The organism is Actinomadura luzonensis, assembly GCF_022664455.2.
Lineage (GTDB): Bacteria > Actinomycetota > Actinomycetes > Streptosporangiales > Streptosporangiaceae > Nonomuraea > Nonomuraea luzonensis.
Genome location: NZ_JAKRKC020000001.1, coordinates 3,723,727 through 3,739,968, shown reverse-complemented (window position 1 = coordinate 3,739,968; position 16,242 = coordinate 3,723,727). Strand labels below are relative to the sequence as shown.

The 16,242-nt window shown below is 75.7% G+C and carries 18 protein-coding genes and 1 pseudogene; 11 read left to right on the top strand and 8 right to left on the bottom strand.

Translation table 11 applies throughout. From position 1 onward, the window contains the following. The first annotated feature begins 79 nt into the window (after positions 1-79). From MF672_RS18320 to MF672_RS18300, 5 genes are read left to right on the top strand one after another with little or no spacing between them, the layout of a single operon-like run. Complete coding sequence (locus tag MF672_RS18320; protein ID WP_242383432.1) at positions 80-496, top strand: helix-turn-helix domain-containing protein; 417 nt, start codon at positions 80-82, stop codon at positions 494-496. After that, on the top strand, positions 493-3,726 hold the full coding sequence (gene fdh, locus MF672_RS18315; RefSeq protein WP_242383433.1) for a formate dehydrogenase: 3,234 nt from the start codon (positions 493-495) through the stop codon (positions 3,724-3,726). Before MF672_RS18320 ends, fdh begins: the two co-directional genes overlap by 4 nt. A 3-nt stretch (positions 3,727-3,729) precedes the next feature. Then, positions 3,730-4,560 carry a 4Fe-4S dicluster domain-containing protein gene (locus tag MF672_RS18310; protein WP_242383434.1) on the top strand — a complete coding sequence of 277 codons (831 nt, stop codon included), beginning with the start codon at positions 3,730-3,732 and terminating at the stop codon, positions 4,558-4,560. A gap of 50 nt (positions 4,561-4,610) precedes the next feature. After that, positions 4,611-5,597, top strand: a complete 987-nt coding sequence (gene nrfD, locus MF672_RS18305; RefSeq protein WP_247815494.1) for an NrfD/PsrC family molybdoenzyme membrane anchor subunit — start codon at positions 4,611-4,613, stop codon at positions 5,595-5,597. Between the two features lie 30 nt (positions 5,598-5,627). Continuing rightward, positions 5,628-5,771 carry a hypothetical protein gene (locus tag MF672_RS18300; RefSeq protein WP_242384168.1) on the top strand — a complete coding sequence of 48 codons (144 nt, stop codon included), beginning with the start codon at positions 5,628-5,630 and terminating at the stop codon, positions 5,769-5,771. Positions 5,772-5,781: 10 nt separating this feature from the next. Here the strand turns inward: MF672_RS18300 and MF672_RS18295 are convergent, their stop codons facing one another. Then, positions 5,782-5,961, bottom strand: coding sequence for a hypothetical protein (locus tag MF672_RS18295; RefSeq protein WP_242384169.1), 180 nt, complete (start codon positions 5,959-5,961; stop codon positions 5,782-5,784). Positions 5,962-6,071: 110 nt separating this feature from the next. On the opposite strand from MF672_RS18295, the pseudogene ccsA reads away from it, so the two are divergent. Beyond that, positions 6,072-7,016, top strand: a pseudogene (gene ccsA / locus MF672_RS52175) (cytochrome c biogenesis protein CcsA); the annotation flags it as partial. Between the two features lie 328 nt (positions 7,017-7,344). Further along, on the top strand, positions 7,345-8,097 hold the full coding sequence (locus tag MF672_RS18290) for a cytochrome c-type biogenesis CcmF C-terminal domain-containing protein (protein WP_247815296.1): 753 nt from the start codon (positions 7,345-7,347) through the stop codon (positions 8,095-8,097). A gap of 89 nt (positions 8,098-8,186) precedes the next feature. Here MF672_RS18290 and MF672_RS18285 read toward each other — a convergent pair whose 3' ends face one another. Together MF672_RS18285 and MF672_RS18280 are read right to left on the bottom strand one after the other, a co-directional pair. Then, positions 8,187-8,585, bottom strand: coding sequence for an STAS domain-containing protein (locus MF672_RS18285; RefSeq protein ID WP_242384181.1), 399 nt, complete (start codon positions 8,583-8,585; stop codon positions 8,187-8,189). 110 nt (positions 8,586-8,695) lie between these two features. Further along, positions 8,696-9,055 carry an STAS domain-containing protein gene (locus MF672_RS18280; protein WP_242384180.1) on the bottom strand — a complete coding sequence of 120 codons (360 nt, stop codon included), beginning with the start codon at positions 9,053-9,055 and terminating at the stop codon, positions 8,696-8,698. 144 nt (positions 9,056-9,199) lie between these two features. Here MF672_RS18280 and MF672_RS18275 point away from each other — a divergent pair, with 144 nt between their 5' ends. Further along, positions 9,200-9,535: a GNAT family N-acetyltransferase gene (locus tag MF672_RS18275; protein WP_242384179.1), complete on the top strand. Its 336-nt coding sequence runs from the start codon at positions 9,200-9,202 to the stop codon at positions 9,533-9,535. A 9-nt stretch (positions 9,536-9,544) separates the two neighbouring features. Here MF672_RS18275 and MF672_RS18270 read toward each other — a convergent pair whose 3' ends face one another. Continuing rightward, the gene (locus MF672_RS18270) at positions 9,545-11,359 is read right to left on the bottom strand and encodes a DJ-1/PfpI family protein (RefSeq protein ID WP_247815295.1); all 1,815 of its coding nucleotides are present in this window, start codon (positions 11,357-11,359) and stop codon (positions 9,545-9,547) included. A gap of 169 nt (positions 11,360-11,528) precedes the next feature. On the opposite strand from MF672_RS18270, the gene MF672_RS18265 reads away from it, so the two are divergent. After that, the gene (locus MF672_RS18265; RefSeq protein WP_242382930.1) at positions 11,529-11,753 is read left to right on the top strand and encodes a CDGSH iron-sulfur domain-containing protein; all 225 of its coding nucleotides are present in this window, start codon (positions 11,529-11,531) and stop codon (positions 11,751-11,753) included. Here the strand turns inward: MF672_RS18265 and MF672_RS18260 are convergent. Next, positions 11,714-12,766, bottom strand: coding sequence for a glycosyltransferase family 2 protein (locus tag MF672_RS18260; protein WP_247815294.1), 1,053 nt, complete (start codon positions 12,764-12,766; stop codon positions 11,714-11,716). The genes MF672_RS18265 and MF672_RS18260 overlap by 40 nt on opposite strands. Further along, positions 12,766-13,506, bottom strand: a complete 741-nt coding sequence (locus MF672_RS18255) for a class I SAM-dependent DNA methyltransferase (protein ID WP_242382927.1) — start codon at positions 13,504-13,506, stop codon at positions 12,766-12,768. The genes MF672_RS18260 and MF672_RS18255 overlap by 1 nt, the downstream gene beginning before the upstream one ends. A gap of 82 nt (positions 13,507-13,588) precedes the next feature. On the opposite strand from MF672_RS18255, the gene MF672_RS18250 reads away from it, so the two are divergent. Continuing rightward, positions 13,589-14,086, top strand: coding sequence for a GNAT family N-acetyltransferase (locus MF672_RS18250; RefSeq protein ID WP_242382925.1), 498 nt, complete (start codon positions 13,589-13,591; stop codon positions 14,084-14,086). A 361-nt stretch (positions 14,087-14,447) separates the two neighbouring features. On the opposite strand, the gene MF672_RS18245 is transcribed toward MF672_RS18250, so the two are convergent. Beyond that, entirely contained in the window at positions 14,448-14,756 is a 309-nt protein-coding gene (locus MF672_RS18245; RefSeq protein WP_242382923.1) for a hypothetical protein, read from the bottom strand. Here MF672_RS18245 and MF672_RS18240 point away from each other — a divergent pair. Continuing rightward, positions 14,655-15,386 (top strand): family 43 glycosylhydrolase, encoded by a 732-nt coding sequence (locus MF672_RS18240; RefSeq protein ID WP_302893230.1) that lies wholly within the window; start codon positions 14,655-14,657, stop codon positions 15,384-15,386. The genes MF672_RS18245 and MF672_RS18240 overlap by 102 nt on opposite strands. Before the next feature lie 30 nt (positions 15,387-15,416). On the opposite strand, the gene MF672_RS18235 is transcribed toward MF672_RS18240, so the two are convergent. Continuing rightward, complete coding sequence (locus tag MF672_RS18235; protein ID WP_242382919.1) at positions 15,417-16,127, bottom strand: DUF4097 family beta strand repeat-containing protein; 711 nt, start codon at positions 16,125-16,127, stop codon at positions 15,417-15,419. Positions 16,128-16,242 lie beyond the last annotated feature (115 nt).

Genomic DNA, 16,242 nt, shown 5'->3' with positions numbered 1-16,242 from the left:
CCCGCCGCTTTGCCGGAACATGCACCCCTCAGGACAAGGCGCTGGTTTTCCGCCGATCACGGGCCGGGAACGGGACGGCATGCGACCCACGGACGAGGCGAGCCACGAAGGCGGGGGCGGGACCATGCCGAGCAAGGAGCAGGTGCTGCGGCTGCTGGCGCAGGGACACGGCTACGACGAGATCGCCGGGCGGCTGGGCGTCCCGGCCGGGCGGGCGTATCTGATCGCGACCGGCATCCCGGCCGACGGCGGCGACACCGTCACCCGCAAGCAGCGGGAGCGGCCCGGCATGCTGCCCTCGCACGCCCAGCGCCTGGTCAACCCGCGCGAGGTGAACCCGACCGTGCGCGAGGACGTGCACGCCTGGATCCGCAGGCGCGCGTGGAGCGAGCGGGCGGCCACCCCGGCCGCCCCCAGCACCAGTAGCGGCGAGAACAACGGCAAGAGCAACGGCAAGGGCAACGGCAGGCGCCGGGCGAAGGGCGGCCGGTCATGAACCTCCCTGACGGGCTGTCCTCCTGGCCGCTGCTGCGCCAGCTCACCGGCCGGGACCGGCTCGGCCGGGGCGCGGCGGTCCGCTCGGCCCGCACCGACGGCCTGCGGGCCCGTACCGCCGAGGCGGACCGCGTGGTCAAGTCGGTGTGCCCGTACTGCGCGGTCGGCTGCGCGCAGAACGTCTACGTCAAGGACGAGCGGGTCGTGCACATCGAGGGCGACCCCGACTCGCCGGTCAGCCGCGGCCGGCTGTGCCCGAAGGGCGCGGCCACGCTCCAGCTCACCACTGGCGGCAGCCGCCTGCACCGGGTCCTCTACCGGCCGCCGCACGCGGCCGGCTGGCAGGAGCTCGACCTCGGCACCGCCATGGACATGATCGCCGACCGGGTCATCGCCACCCGGCGGGCGAGCTGGGAGTGGGAGAAGGACGGCAGGCGCACCGCCCGCACGATGGGCATCGCCAGCCTCGGCGGCGCCACGCTCGACAACGAGGAGAACTACCTCATCAAGAAGCTGCTGACGGCGCTCGGCGTGGTGCAGATCGAGAACCAGGCCCGGGTGTGCCACAGCTCCACCGTGGTCGGGCTCGGCACGTCGTTCGGGCGGGGCGGCGCGACCACGTTCCTCCAGGACCTCCAGCACTCCGACTGCATCGTCATCCAGGGCTCGAACTTCGCCGAGGCCCACCCGGTGGGCTTCCAGTGGGTGATGGAGGCCAAGGCGCGCGGCGCGGTCGTCATCCACGTGGACCCGCGCTTCACCAGGACCAGCGCGATGGCGGACCTGCACGTGCCGATCCGGGCCGGCTCCGACGTGGCCTTCCTCGGCGGGATCATCAACCACGTCCTGCAGAACGACCTGTACTTCCGCGAGTTCGTGGTCAACTACACCAACGCGGCCACCGTCCTCCGCGAGGACTACCGCGACACCGAGGACCTCGACGGGCTGTTCTCCGGCTTCGACCCGGAGCGGCGGCACTACAGCGGCGAGAGCTGGCAGTACGAGGGCACCACGGCCGCGCCCGCCTCCGGCGATCGCGACGAGGACTACGCCGAGCGGCGCGCCGGCGGCGCCGAGACGCGCGGCGCGATCGGGCACCCCATGGAGGGCGTCCCGCAGCGCGACGAGACGCTGAGCCACCCGCGCTGCGTGCTCCAGGTGCTCAAGCGGCACTTCGCCCGCTACACCCCGGAAATGGTGGAGCGCACCTGCGGCGTCCCGCCCGAGCTGTTCGCGCAGGTCTGCCGGCACCTGACGGAGAACTCCGGGCCCGAGCGCACCGCCGAGTTCGTCTACGCGGTCGGCTGGACGCAGCACAGCGACGGCTCCCAGTTCATCCGCGCCGCCTGCATCCTGCAGCTCCTGCTCGGCAACATGGGCCGCCCCGGCGGCGGCATCCAGGCGCTGCGCGGCCACGCCAGCATCCAGGGCTCCAGCGACATCCCGACGCTGTTCAACCTGCTGCCGGGCTACATCCCGATGCCGCACGCCCACCGGCACGAGACGCTGAACGACTTCCTCGTCGCCGACGCCGCCCACAAGGGCCACTGGGTCAACATGCCCGCCTACCTGATCAGCCTGCTCAAGGCGTGGTGGGGCGCCGAGGCGCGGGCGGACAACGACTTCCGCTTCGACTGGCTGCCCCGCCTGACCGGCAGCCACAGCACGTACGACACCGTGCTGGCCCAGCTCGACGGCACCTGCAAGGGCTACTTCCTGCTCGGCGAGAACCCGGCCGTCGGCTCGGCGAACGCCAGGATGCAGCGCCTCGGCATGGCGAAGCTCGACTGGCTCGTGGTGCGCGACTTCAACCTCATCGAGTCGGCCACCTGGTGGCAGGACGGCCCCGAGACCGAGTCAGGGGAGCTGCGCACCGAGGACATCGGCACCGAGGTGTTCTTCCTGCCCGCCGCCGCCCACACCGAGAAGAACGGCAGCTTCACCAACACCAACCGCATGCTCCAATGGCACCACCAGGCGGTCGAGCCGGCCGGCGACGCCCGCAGCGAGCTGTGGTTCATGTACCACCTGGGCCGGATCATCCGGGAGAAGCTGGCCGGCTCCACCGACCCCATGGACGCGCCGCTGCTCGCCCTCACCTGGGACTACCCGGTCGAGGGCGCCCAGGCCGAGCCGGTCGCCGAGGCCGTCCTCGCCGAGATCAACGGCTGGGACGAGCACGGCGGCCCGCTGCCGGGCTACAGCGCGCTCAAGGCGGACGGCTCCACCTCGTGCGGCTGCTGGATCTACTGCGGCGTCTACCAGGACGGCGTCAACCAGGCCGCCCGCCGCAAGCCCGCCACCGAGCAGAACTGGATCGCCGCCGAATGGGCGTGGGCCTGGCCCGACAACCGGCGCCTGCTCTACAACCGGGCCTCGGCCCGTCCCGACGGCTCCCCGTGGAGCGAGCGCAAGAAGCTCGTCTGGTGGGACGCCGCCGAGGGCCGCTGGACCGGCTACGACGTGCCCGACTTCGAGCCGGACAAGCCGCCCGGCTACCGGCCCGCCCCGGACGCCACCGGCACCGACGCGATCTCCGGCATCGACCCGTTCATCATGCAGGCCGACGGCAAGGGCTGGCTGTTCGCCCCGGCCGGGGTGCTGGACGGCCCGCTGCCCACCCACTACGAGCCGCAGGACTCGCCGGTGCCCAACCCGCTGTACCCGCACCAGCAGCGCAACCCGGCCCGCATGGTCTACCCGCACGAGCACAACCGGGCCAACCCCAGCGGCGGCGAGCCCGGCGCCGGCCTCTACCCGTACGTGGTGACCACCTACCGGCTGACCGAGCACTTCACCGCCGGCGGGATGAGCCGCACCGTGCCGTACCTGGCCGAGCTGCAGCCGGAGATGTTCTGCGAGGTCTCGCCCGAGCTGGCCGCAGAGCGCGGCCTCGTGCACGGCGACTGGGCCACGATCGTCACCGCCCGCAACGTCATCGAGGCGCGGGTGCTGGTCACCCGCCGGATCGCCGCGCTGCACCTGGACGGCCAGGTGGTGCACCAGATCGGGCTGCCGTTCCACTACGGCCCGAACGGCCTGGCCACCGGCGACGCCGCCAACGAGCTGTCGTCCATCACCCTCGACCCGAACTCCCACATCCAGGAGGTCAAGGCGTTCTCCGCCGACATCCGGCCGGGCCGCCGCCCCCGGGGCGCGGGACGCGACGACCTCGTCCGCGACCAGCAACGCCGCGCGGGCGTCACCGACCGCACCGGCATGGAGGTCTGAGCCATGACCGCCGACCCGGCGACCGAGAGCGGCTACGCCGACCACCCCAAGCGGATGGGCTTCTTCACCGACACCAGCATCTGCATCGGCTGCAAGGCGTGCGAGGTGGCCTGCAAGGAGTGGAACGCCGTCCCCGAGGACGGGCTCGCCTTCACCGGCATGTCCTACGACAACACCCAGAGCCTCAGCGCCGACACCTGGCGGCACGTGGCCTTCGTCGAGCAGCCGCGCCCGCTCGGCCACCAGCAGCACGGCTTCGGCGACATGGACTTCCGCTGGCTGATGGCCTCCGACGTGTGCAAGCACTGCACCCACGCGGCCTGCCTCGACGTGTGCCCGACCGGGTCGTTGTTCCGCACCGAGTTCGGGACCGTCGTCGTGCAGGACGACGTGTGCAACGGGTGCGGCTACTGCGTGCCGGCCTGCCCGTACGGGGTGATCGGCAAGCGGGAGAGCACCGGCGTCGCCGCCAAGTGCACCCTGTGCTACGACCGGCTCGGCGTCGGCCAGGAGCCGGCCTGCGCCAAGAGCTGCCCCACCGACTCCATCCAGTTCGGCGAGCTGGACGAGCTGCGCGAGCGCGCCGCGCGGCGGCTGGAGCAGGTGCGGGCCGCGGGGGTGGACTCCGCCCGCCTGTACGGCCACGACCCGGACGACGGCGTCGGCGGCACGGGCGCGTTCTTCCTGCTGCTGGACGAGCCCGAGGTGTACGGGCTGCCGCCGGACCCGGTGGTGACGACGAGGGACCTGCCGTCGATGTGGCGGCAGGCGGGCATCGCCGCGGCCGTGCTGCTGGCCGGCATCGCCGTGGCCACCTGGGGGAGCCGCACGTGAACGAGGACCGGCCCGACGTGGCCCGCTCGGACGTCCAGACCGACGTCCGCATGGACGACGACCCCGCGCTGCGGCCCGAGCGGGAGGCGACGGTCGGCTCGGCCGGCGGGCGCAGGCGGCGCGGCGAGCAGCCGATGGTGCCGCCCGCCGGGTTCCGCTCCTACTACGGCCTGCCGGTGCTGAACGAGCCGACCTGGCACGACCACGACATCGCCGGCTACCTGTTCCTCGGCGGCCTGGCGGGGGCCTCCTCGATCCTGGCCGCGGCGGCCGACCTGACCGGCCGGCCGCGGCTGGCGCGCGCGGGCAAGGCGGGGGCGCTGTGCGCGGTGGGCGGCTCGTTGTACGCCCTCATCCACGACCTGGGCCGGCCGTCCCGGTTCGTGAACATGTTGCGGGTGTTCAAGGTGACCTCGCCGATGAGCGTCGGGACCTGGATCCTCAGCGCGTACGGGCCGCAGGCCGGGCTGGCCGCCGCCACCGCCGTCACGGGCCTGTTCCCGCGGCTCGGCCGGGCCGCGAGCGCCGGGGCGGGCCTGACCGGCGCGGCCGTCGCCACCTACACGGCGGCGCTGATCTCCGACACCGCCGTCCCGCTCTGGCACGGCGGGCACCGCGAGATGCCGCTGCTGTTCGCCGGGTCGGCCATGTCGGCGGCCGGGGGGCTCGGCATGTTCGCCGCGCCGGTCGCCGAGGCGGGCCCGGCCCGCAACGCCGCCCTGCTCGGCACCGCCGTCGAGGTCGCCGCCGCCAAGGCCATGGAACGCCGGCTCGGCCCCGTCGTCGCCGAGCCGCTCAGGCAGGGCAAGGGCCGGCTGGCGCGGCTGGGCGAGGGCCTGTCGGTGGCGGGGGCGCTGCTCGGCGCGACCGCGGGCCGCCGCAGCCGCGCCGCCGCCGTCGTCGCCGGGGCGGCCCTGCTGGCGGGCTCCGCCTGCACCCGGTTCGGGATCTTCCACGCGGGCGTGGCCTCGGCCGGCGACCCGAGGTACACGGTGGAGCCGCAGCGTGCGCGCCTGTCCGCGGAGCGGCGAGCCTGAGAGCGCGGCGCGGGGGCAGGTACGAGCGCCATGGACGTCCTCACCCTCCTCGCCGTCGTCGCCCTGCTCGCCGGGGTCCTGGTCGCGCTCACCCAGAAGGTGTGGCCGGTGGCGCTGCTCTGCCTCGGCCTGCTCTTCTCCGTCCTGGCCGACGCCGGCCTCATCGTGCGTTGACCGCCCGCGGTCACGCGTCCGGCCGGGGGCGGCGCCTGCGGCGGCCGAACGCGCGGCGGGCGAGGTGCAGCGCGATCACGGCCAGCAGGAAGCGCTCCATCAGCTTGCCCAGCAGCCGCCACGGCCCCCTGTCCGGGACGTCGGGGGGCCTCGCGGCGGGCTGACCGCCCGGGTGCCGGGACTTGCTCATCGTCTGCTCCCTCCGTCCTGTTTCCGCAGGTTAAGCCGATCGTCCCGATCTGCTCGGCCGCCACGCCAGCCACCTGCGGAAACTTGTCCCCGCTTGCCCGAGACGCGATCATGGAGCCGCCTCCCCCCGCCGATCCGTCACGGGAGGAAGCCGTTGCCTGCGAGCCGAATCGAGCGGACGTGACCGGCGCCCTCGGCAGCGCCGCCGTGAGCGTCCTCGGCACCGCCGCCCTGTGGTCCGGGCTGGCGGCCTCGCTGATCTCCGCCCTCGCCTGGGCGCGGGCCCGTCCCGCGCGGGCCGCCGTCGCCGTGCGGGCCGGCCGGGCCGCGCTCGGCTGCGCCGCGCTGGCCTTCGCGCTGCTGGAGGCGGCGCTGCTCGGGCGGCACTTCGGGATCGCGTACGTGGCCCGGCACGGCGGGCGGGACGTGCCGCTGTACTCCACGGTGACGAGCCTGTGGTCGGCGCCCGAAGGCGCGATGCTGCTCTGGCTGCTGGCCCTCACCGGGGTGGCCGCCGTCGCGGGCCGCCGCCACCGGCCCGCCGACCGGCTCCAGCCGGCCGCCCTGACGACGGTCATGCTGGCGTGCGCCGCGTTCTTCGCCCTCACCGCGCTGGCCGCCGACCCGTTCGCCCTGACCGGGGGCCCGGCCGGCGGCCCGCCGGGCGCCACGGCCGACGGGCCGGGGCCCGACCCGCTGCTGCGCGGCAACCCGCTGATGGGGGTGCTCGCGCCGCTCCTCCACACCGGCTTCGCGGCGCTCGCCGTGCCGTTCGGGTACGCCGTGGCCTGCCTCGTCACCGGCCGCGCCGAGACCGGGCGCATCCGGCGGTGGACACTGGCCGCCTGGGTGCCGCTGACCGCCGGGATCGTGCTCGGCGCGTGGTGGTCGTACGAGGTGCTGGGCTGGGGCGGCTCCTGGGAGTGGGACCCGGTGCGGAACGCGTCCCTGCTGCCGTGGCTGCTGGCCACCGCGCTGCCGCACGCCGCGCCGTCCCGGCCGCTGCGGGGATGGGCGGTGCCGCTGGCGCTGTCGGCGTTCCCGCTGGTGCTCGTCGGGACGTTCCTGGCCGGCGGCGGGGCGGCGGCCGGGGCGCATCCCCTCGCCGGCCCGGCCGCCGGGACCGCCCTGCTGGGGCTGCCGGCGGCGGCGCTCGCCGGGGCCGGCGCGCTGCTCGCCCGGCGCGCCCGCGGGCCCCGCCCGCCGGGTCGTCCCGGCCCGCTGCTGCCGCTGTGCGGCGCGCTGGTCGCCGTGCCGGCCGGGACGCTGCTGCTCGGCACCCTGTTCCCGCTGGTGGCGGAGCTGCTGCGGAGGAGCGGGCGCCGGTGGGGCCGCCGTACGTGGAGCGCGCGGTCGTCCCGGGCTGCTGGCGCTGCTCGCGCTGATGGGCGCCGCCTCCCTCGCGCCGCGCCGCCCGTTCCGGCCGGCCCGCTCCCGGCACGGGACGGCCGGCGGCGCGCCGCGCTGGCCGGTCGGGGTGGGGGCGCTCACCGTCGCCGGCCTCGGGTTCACCGGGCGGCATCCCGTCCTGGCGCTGGTCGCGTTCGGGGTGGCGGCGTTCGCGCTGGCCGCGATCGCCGGGCGGCTGCTCGGCCGGGGCGGCGAGCCCCTGGGGGCGCGGCGCGCGGGCGTGCTCGTGGCCCACGCCGGGATCGCCCTGGCCGCCGTCGCGGTCGCCGCCTCCTCCTCGTACGGGGAGGAGGTCCAGGGGCGGGTGTGGACCGGCGGGTCGCTGCAGGCGGGCGGTTACACGCTGCGGCTCGAAGCCGTGGAGCGCGCGGCCGCGGACGGGGCGGCGACGGCGACCGCCGTGGTCAGCCTCGCGCGCGACGGCGCGGTCGTGGACGTCCTGCGCCCGTCACTGGTCTCCTACCCGGCGCGCGGCGGCCGGCCGGTCGCCCGGCCCGCGCTGCGCGGCGAGCCGCTGCGCGACGTGTACGTGAGCGTGACGGAGGCCGACCCGGACGGGCGGGCGGCGCTGCTGCGGGTGGCGGTGAACCCGCTCATGAGCCTGCTTTGGGCGAGCGGCGCGATCATCGGCTGGGCGGCCTCGCCCTGCTCGCCGGGCGCGGCCGGCCGCGCACCCCGCCGCCCGGGCGGCGTCCGTGCCCCGCCCCGGCGGGCGGCCGCCGCCTGACCCGCGCGGGCCTGACCCGCGCGGGCCGGTCGGATGGGCCGGTTAGGGCGGGCCGGTCGGGCCGGTCGGTCGGGCCGGTCGGGGCGGGGTCAGGCGCAGGACGTCCTGGCCTCGCCCGAGCCGGTCGCCACGGACGCGGCCGCCGCGACGTCGTCGGCCGCGTGGAAGCGCCGGTCCAGCCCCGTCACGCGCAGCAGCCGGGCCACCCGGGGCCGCAGCCCGCTGAGCACCAGCCGCCCGCCCGCGGCCTCCACCGCGTTCGCGGCCTGGATCAGCGCGTTGAGCCCGGAGGAGTCGCAGAACTCGACTCCGCCGAGGTCGGCCACCACGAGCGGCGGCCGGCCGCCGCTCGTGGCCTCCGACAGGCCGCGGCGGAACTCGGCGGCCGAGGCCAGGTCCAGGTCGCCTGTCGCGCTCAGCACGGCGACGCCGTCCTGCTGGGTGACGATCCAGGAGAAACCGTATTCGCCCGCGTCCGGGTGCGTCATGACGCTCCTCCGTCTCTCGCCGTGGCCGGCCGCCGCGCGGGTGCGCGGCAGCCGTACCCTTCATCATTGCACGATGCAATAAGGTCATCGGGGACGAACGCGGTGGATCGCTAGAGCTTCGTGCGCGCCAGCTCGGTCAGCGCCGCCTCCAGCGTGGGCCGGATCTCGGCCCCGTCCAGCGGCCCGGCCGACTCCGGCCAGCCGGTGACCAGCAGCCGCCCGCCCGCCTCGCGGGCGTGCCGGCCGGCGCTCGCGATGAGGACCAGGCCGTCGGCGTCGAACGCGCCGGCCCTGGTGGCGTCCAGGACGACGAACGGGGGGTCGCGGCGGGCCAGCGCCGTCGCGAGCCCCTGCCGCAGCAGCGTCGCGCCCGGCCCCGCCATGGTCCCGGCCAGGTCGAGGACGACGATCGTGCCGCACAACCACGGCCGCACCCGGGCGGGCGTCTCCCTGGCGGGTTCGGGTGTCATGTCGTGATCCTCTGCGGGGCGCGACGAAGCGATGCCGACCAGGCTTCCCGGCTCACCCAGGGCTACGGTAGCAGACCATTGCCTGGTGCAAGGATGTCCTCGGCCCCGTTGACAGCCCCGCGCGGCGGGAGCAGGCTCCAGGACGTGATCGAGGTCCGCCGCGCCACGCCCGGCGACGCCGGGGCCCTGCTCGGCCTCCAGCTCCGGCTGGACCGCGAGTCGGCGTTCATGCTGCTGGAGCCGGGCGAGCGCGACCCGTCGGCGGGGCGCGGCCTCGGCCGGCGGCTGCTGGAGCGGGCCGTGACCGAGGCGCGGCAGGCCGGCCTGGCCCGGCTGGAGCTCACCGTCATGTGCCACAACCGCCCGGCGCTCGGGCTCTACCTGGCGTGCGGCTTCCAGGTCGAGGGGCTGCGCAGGTCCGCGCTGGAGGTCGGCGGGCGGCGGGTGGACGAGTACTACATGGGCCTGCTCCTGGAGTAGGGCCGCGCCTCAGCGCTGGGTCAGCTCCGCGGGCGGCTGCTCGCGGCCGGTCCCGGCGGCGGCCGGGGCGCGGCGGCGGGCGGCCCGCAGGCGGCGGGCCGGCGCCCGGGCCGCCAGTGCGGCCCCGAGGCCCAGCCCCGCCAGCCCCGCCAGGAGCAGCGTCGGGCCCCACGGCCAGGCGCTGCCGGTCACCCGTACGTCCGACAGCGGGTACTCCAGCGTCTTCGCCGTCCACCGGGCCGTCTGCAGGTCGTAGGTGGCCGCGACGTCCAGCATCACCGCGTCGAACGGGAACCCCTCGCGGGCGTGCAGGTACTCCGGCCGCAGCCCGCCGGTGGCCGGCGAGGGCGCGGTGCCCAGCACGTGCCGCCGGGCCGCGTCCGCGCCGGGCACCAGCAGCCGGTCCAGGCCGCCCGCGGCGGCGGCGAGCGTGGCGCGCGGCACGAAGGTCAGCCCGTGCCGCGACCGGACCGGCCCGTCGCCGAGCGCCACCGTCCTGCTCGTCATCGACTCCTCGGTGTAGGAGACGAACACCGAGGCCAGCTCCAGCTCGCCGACCCCGTCGACCAGCGGCACGCCGAGCCGCGCGGGCCCGGTCTGGTAGGAGGAGTTCAGCGCCACGACCACGTCCCGCGGCTCCAGGGCGTGCTCCGGCAGCGGCGCGGGGACGCCGGGGGAGTAGTGGCGCCAGTGCGCCCGCGTGGCGGCCAGGCGGGCGGCGTCCTCGCCCGCCAGGCGCTCGACCAGGCGCAGCGCGCCGTCGACGCCGGACAGCACGCCGGCCGTGGTGAGCACGTTCCCGTCGTCCACGTAGCGGTGGCCGGCGGTCCAGCCGACCTGCGGGAAGTCCTTGCGGAGGCCGCCGAGCCGCCACCAGTGCGAGGTCGCCGGCCGGCCGTCCAGCAGGCCGGTCGTGGCGAGCATGCGCGCGCCGTTGCACACGCTGACCGTCACCGCCCCGGCCGCGGACTGGCGGCGCAGCCAGGAGACGATCCGCGCCGACTCGGCCGGCTCGGGCGGCTGCACGGCGGGGATCACGACGGCGTCCAGCCGGTCGCCGTGCCCGGCCAGCAGCCGGTCCAGCTCGTCGAAGGTGAGGTCGGGCACGACGTCCAGGCCGCCGGTCAGCGGCGCGAGCCCGGGGCCGGCCGCGACGAGGTAGGCGTTGACCGCGCCGGTGCTCTCCAGCACCTCGAACGGGCCGAGCAGGTCCGCCACGTTGGTGCCCCGGCCGCCCAGCAGCAGGGCGACGGTCGGCCTGGCCGGGTCGTAGGAGGAGGAACGCGTGGAGGGCGGCACGGCCGGCGCGTCGGCGCGCACGGTGTAGAGGTCGCGGAACCTGCCGACCGTGCTGACCGCCGACACCGCGCCCGGCACCAGCAGCGTGGCCAGCACCAGCGCCGCCACCTTGACCACCCTGGCCGGGACGCGGACCCGGACGGGGTGCCCCGTGTACTCCGCGCGCCGCCGCAGCATGACCACCGCCATGAGGACGAACATCAGCGCGTGCCCCGCCCCGGACACCACCGCCCCCGGCAGCACGCCCAGCCAGTACGGCACCAGCAGCACCAGGAACGGCGCCACCATCGCCGCCGCCATCTCGGCGATCGCCGGCCACCCGTGGCGGCGCACCCGCATCCACACCGCCATTCCGGCGGCCATGTCGGCGGCCATGGTCAGGGTGCGCACGTCGAGCCTGGCCACCGCGTCCGGCAGGGCCGCCGACCACAGCGGGCCCAGCAGCGCCATGCCGAGGAGCATCGCGACGGCCATCTCAGCGTAATGCCACAGGAAACGGCCGATCTGCCGCAGGGACTCGTTCACCGCTGGCTCCTGACATCGAGGGGGCGTGCTGTCGTCAACGCCAAAAACCTAGAAACAGGCGGCGGATCAGTGAAGCCGCCGGTCCCGCGCAGGTCCGGATCCGTGGGACGCCCGTCCTTTCCGCTGGGGCGGCCCGTTTCCCGTGGGGCCGGTGGGGCAGAGGGCATCGGTGGACGAAGACGTGGTGACGGTGACGCCCTGCGCGGACGGCCCGCTGCTGATCAGGGGGACCTTCGAACTGCTGACCCAGGACGGGGAGCCGATCGACCCCGGCCGGACCACCGTGGCGCTGTGCCGGTGCGGGGGCTCCTCGGCCAAGCCGTTCTGCGACGGCTCGCACAAGGCGATCGGTTTTCAGGCCTCCAGCGAGCCCGACCCGCCGCCCGGGACCTGACGGCCCGCCGCGCGGGCGGCCGCTCCGAGCCGCCATGCCTGGTGCGCGGCCACCTTGAGCCGCCGGGCCGAGTGCGCGGCCACCTTGAGCCGCCGCCCGGCGTACGGGACCCCGCCGCGCAGCGCGGCGGCGACCGCGAGCCAGCTGCACGTGGCCCGCTCCAGGACCCACAGCGGGGCGAACAGAGAGGTGTCCCACGGGAACACCCGGCGGCCGCCCGCCCGCCGCCGCCCGGCCTCGGCCAGCGCGGTCACCGCGGCCGCCCCGGCCACCACCAGCCCCGGCCTGCGCCGCAGCAGCGCCGCGGCGACGGCGGGCAGCACGGACAGGAACAGCGCCAGCCGGGCCGGCTGCGCCAGGTCGTCGTAGGCCTGGCGGACCCGCTGCGACCAGAAGCGGGACGCCTCCGGCGGCAGGCGGCGCACGTACAGGCCGGGCGGGGCCACCTCGGTGCCGCCGTGCGCGCGGACGGTGCGGATCAGCTCCAGGTTCTCGAACAGCACGTCGCCGTCGTAGCCGCCCATCCGCTCGAAGAACGAGCGGCGCACGCCGAACGTGCCGGGGTAGTCGGCGCCGAGGCCGCGGTTGAGCAGGCTGCGGGCGGTGTCCCAGCGGGCGTGCCAGGGCAGCGGGGAGAAGTGGTTCTGCGGCCGTACCAGGTCGGCGCGGGCGAGCAGGCGGCGGACGGCGGCCAGCTCCTCCGGCCCGTAGCGGACGTCGTCGTCGGCGATCACCACGTGCTCGGCGCGGGCCAGCCGCATCCCGGTCAGCACCCCGGCGACCTTGCCGTTGGCGCAGGCCGCGTCCGGGTCGGGCGGCACGTGCACGGCCAGGCCGCGCCAGCGGCGGGCGTGGCGGGCGAACAGGGCGGGCGGGCTGCCGTCCACGACGACGATCCGGGCGTGGCGGGACAGGCGGCGCAGGTACCCGGTCAGCTCGTCCAGGGCGCGGTCGTCCGTGTCGTCGTACCAGCGCAGCGGCAGGACGTAGTCCAGCTCGGGGGGCCGGTCCATCAGGCGCCCCCGGGCAGGCGGTACACGCTCACGTGGGCGCGGCTGTCGTCGGTGAACGGCGTGCCCGCCCAGTCGGCCCAGCGGTGCTCGCGCTCCAGGCCGGCCAGCCGGCCCATCAGGTCGAGCTCGGCGGGCCAGGCGTAGCGGTGGTTGGCGGGCAGCAGGCGCGGCCCCTCGCCGGTCAGCCGGATCTTGGTCGTGTACATCATCTGCTCGGCGGGGGCGAGGAGAGCGGCCTCGGCGGTGACCACGTCCTCCGAGAGCGCCAGCAGCCGCAGCGCGGCCCGGTCGCGGAACGCGCCCGGGTCCGGCACCCACGCCTCCACCACGAACCGGCCACCGGGCCGCAGATGCGCGGCGGCGTTGGCGAAGCAGCGCACCTGCGCGTCCTGCGACGGCAGCGCGAAGACGGTGTTGAAGGCCAGCACGACCAGCGCGAACGCCTCCCCGGCCCGGACCTCGGCGAAGTCGCCCACCGTCACCGGGACGCGGTCGCCGCCCGGTTTGGCGCGCAGCGCCGCCACCATGTCCGGCGAGCCGTCCACGCCCGCCACGGCGAGGCCCCGCTCGGCCAGCGGCAGCGCCAGCCGTCCCGTGCCGATGCCGAACTCCAGCACCGGGCCGCCCTCGGCCAGCCGGGCGAGGCAGGCCACGGCCGTGTCCGTGGGCAGGCCGCGTACCGTCTCGTCGTAGATGTCGGCGATGTGCCTGCCGTACGAAGAGGCGTCGAACTCCGCCATCGGCCACCCCCGTCTCCGCCGCGGCGTCCTGGCGATACGGAATGCCCAGGCAGAAAACGCCCAAACGGGTATGATCTCGTGGGTGATCTCGCTGCGCCCCCTGGAGCCCGCCGACGCCGCCGTGGTCGCCTCCTGGATCGACGGTCTCGACGCGCTCGTCCTGTGGTCCGGGAAAGCCGGCTTCACCTGGCCGTTCGACGCCGGGCAGCTCCTCGCCTTCCGCGCCGCCGACCCCGCGCGCCGCCTGCTCGTCGCCGACGGGCCCGGCGGGCGGCCGATCGGCCACGTCATGCTGCGTCCCGACGCCGCGCCCGGGGCGGTCCGGCTCGGCCTCGTGCTCGTCGCGCCCGAGGCCAGGGGGCGCGGGCACGGCGAGGCGCTGGTGCGCGCCGCCCTCGGCGCCGCCTTCGCCGACCCGGGCGCCGCCCGCGTCACGCTCGGCGTGTACGCCCACAACCACGGGGCCAGGCGGCTGTACGAACGGCTCGGCTTCCGCGAGGAGGCCGTCCACGCCGACTCCGTCGAGGTGGGGGAGCGGCGCTGGACGTCGGTCACCATGGTGCTGCCCCGGCCGCGCTGACTGCCCGCCGTCTCTGTTGTCGGAACGTTACGGACTGACGTGCGGCGTCCCGGGCCGCTGGCCGCGGTCGTTGTGACCTGCGCGTTCTCCGGTCGTGCCGGGCGAGCGGGAGTGCGCTGCCCGCCACGCTGCCCGCCACGCCCGCCCGGGCCGCCACGACGGACGCCGCGCGGCGGCGTTACCCGGCGAACTGGCCGGAGCCCGAGCCGTACGGCCTCGCCGACACCCGCCTGGACCTGTGGCCGCGCGAGGACAACTCCTTCGTCCTCCCGCTCGAACTGCGCCCCCGCGACCAGGAGCTGGGCCGGGTCTGGATGCGCGACACCTACGTCAACTGCTTCGTGGTCGGGGGCCGCCCGGTCTACGTCGCCACCGGCACCACCCGCGTGCCCGGCCTGAACGCCGCCGCCCCCTGGAACGACGGCATCTTCGTGTGGGTGGCGCCGTCCCTGCGCGGCCCGTGGCGGCTCGCGGACACCACCCGCATCAGGCCCGGCGCCGAGAAGGGCAAGGTGTGGTCGCCGGAGTTCGCCGGCGAGAACCGGCCCGGCCGCACCGTCGTCGCGCCGTGGCAGGAGCACTGGACCGACGACCGCTTCGGCAGGCGCGGCAACGCCTGGGCGCCCGAGGTGCACCACTTCCGGGGCCGCTGGTACATCGTGGCCTGCATGGGCGACCACTCCCGCAAGGTCGGCTCGTTCCTGCGTTCATCGGCGGGCCCGCCTTCATCGAGCCCGGCGCCTACCACCACATCGACGGCAGCATGTACACCGAGGGCGACGACGCCTGGCTGGTGCTGCACAACAACCTGTACGCCCGGTTCCGGGACGACATGGAGGACATCGTCCCCACGACCGGCCTGCCCGCCTTCCAGCAGACGCCGTACACGCCGGAGCCGTACCTCGAAGGCGCGTACGTCTTCAAGCACGAGGGCAGGTACTACCTCATGCACGCCGCCTGGGACCGCACCTCCGTCGCGGCCGACGGCGCCACCCGCCACGCCTACGACCCGGCGGGCGCCGGCCGCGCCCAGTACCAGTACGACGCGGTGGTCGCCGTCTCCGACCGCTTCGAGGGCCCCTACTCGCGGCGCTGGACGATGGGGGTCGGCGCGGGCCACAACAACCTCTTCCGCGACCGCGGCGGACAGCTCTGGGCCACGTTCTTCCGCAACCCCAACGTCGGCTACTGGGCCGACCCGTCCCGCGTCGCCGACGCGGCGGTGGCGGGCGTCGTCAAGGTCGAGTGGACGGGCCCGGAAGGCGACCGCCTGTACGTCCAGCGCCGCCCCAACGGCTGACCACCCCGGCCCGGCCGCGCGGGGCGGGGGTCAGGGGGTGGCGACCTCCAGGTCGCCGGAGTCGCTGCGGAGCCGGATCCGGCGCTGCGCCGACGCGCTGGTGGCGGCCGTGATCTTCTTCTCGCCGGAGTCGGTCTCGGCCCGCACGTCGTACGGGCCGCCGGGCACGCGGACGACGGTCCGGCCGGAGTCGGATTCGGTGGTGACGGCGTCAGGAGGGCCGGTGAAGGCGAGCGTGACGTCCCCCGAGTCGGTCGTGGCCGTGACCCGGCCGCCGGCCAGCCCGTCCGCGCCGATCGCCCCCGAGTCGGTGCGGGCCCGCAGCTCCCCGGACAGGCCCGTCAGCTTGAGGTCGCCGGAGTCGGAGCTGACCTCGACGCGCAGCCCCTTGGGCACCTCGACGCGGTAGCCCACCTCGCACTCGACGCCGACCGTGCCGAACCCGAACGTCGTCGGGCAGTCGAATTTCAGCTCCAGCGTGCCGTCCCGCACCTCGTGACTGGTCGCCGGCTTGTTCTTGCGCCAGCTCAGCCGCTCGGTCACCGCGATGGTCCGGCGGTCGGAGCCGATCACCTCGACCTCGCCCTCGTCGGCGGTCACCCGCAGCGCCGTCACGGCATCCGGCACCTCGTAGGCGCCGGTGGAGTGGTTCGTCTCGCCGGTCAGGCCGCACCCCGTCGCCATCCCGAGGCACGGCAGGGCCAGCACGCCCGCGATGACGGTGATCCTCTTCATGGTCATGACGCTCGATTCTGGCTCAACGGACCGGACGATCCCGACCTTAGGGTCGGATCGCCGGCGCGGCACTGCCGCCGTCACCCCGATGCGTGGTAGGGCCAGCCCTACCACGCCCCAG

Excerpts from the sequence above, each read along its gene's own strand:
- MF672_RS18260 (WP_247815294.1), bottom strand. The coding sequence starts at position 12,766 with ATGGACCGGCCCCCCGAGCTGGACTACGTCCTGCCGCTGCGCTGGTAC.
- MF672_RS18290 (WP_247815296.1), top strand. The coding sequence starts at position 7,345 with ATGGGCGCCGCCTCCCTCGCGCCGCGCCGCCCGTTCCGGCCGGCCCGC.
- MF672_RS18320 (WP_242383432.1), top strand. The coding sequence starts at position 80 with ATGCGACCCACGGACGAGGCGAGCCACGAAGGCGGGGGCGGGACCATG.
- MF672_RS18255 (WP_242382927.1), bottom strand. The coding sequence starts at position 13,506 with ATGGCGGAGTTCGACGCCTCTTCGTACGGCAGGCACATCGCCGACATC.
- MF672_RS18245 (WP_242382923.1), bottom strand. The coding sequence starts at position 14,756 with ATGCAGGCCACGATGTACCAGCGGCCCCGGAAGTGGTGCACCTCGGGC.
- MF672_RS18235 (WP_242382919.1), bottom strand. The coding sequence starts at position 16,127 with ATGACCATGAAGAGGATCACCGTCATCGCGGGCGTGCTGGCCCTGCCG.
- fdh (WP_242383433.1), top strand. The coding sequence starts at position 493 with ATGAACCTCCCTGACGGGCTGTCCTCCTGGCCGCTGCTGCGCCAGCTC.
- MF672_RS18280 (WP_242384180.1), bottom strand. The coding sequence starts at position 9,055 with ATGACACCCGAACCCGCCAGGGAGACGCCCGCCCGGGTGCGGCCGTGG.
- MF672_RS18295 (WP_242384169.1), bottom strand. The coding sequence starts at position 5,961 with ATGAGCAAGTCCCGGCACCCGGGCGGTCAGCCCGCCGCGAGGCCCCCC.
- nrfD (WP_247815494.1), top strand. The coding sequence starts at position 4,611 with ATGGACGACGACCCCGCGCTGCGGCCCGAGCGGGAGGCGACGGTCGGC.
- MF672_RS18310 (WP_242383434.1), top strand. The coding sequence starts at position 3,730 with ATGACCGCCGACCCGGCGACCGAGAGCGGCTACGCCGACCACCCCAAG.
- MF672_RS18300 (WP_242384168.1), top strand. The coding sequence starts at position 5,628 with ATGGACGTCCTCACCCTCCTCGCCGTCGTCGCCCTGCTCGCCGGGGTC.
- MF672_RS18285 (WP_242384181.1), bottom strand. The coding sequence starts at position 8,585 with ATGACGCACCCGGACGCGGGCGAATACGGTTTCTCCTGGATCGTCACC.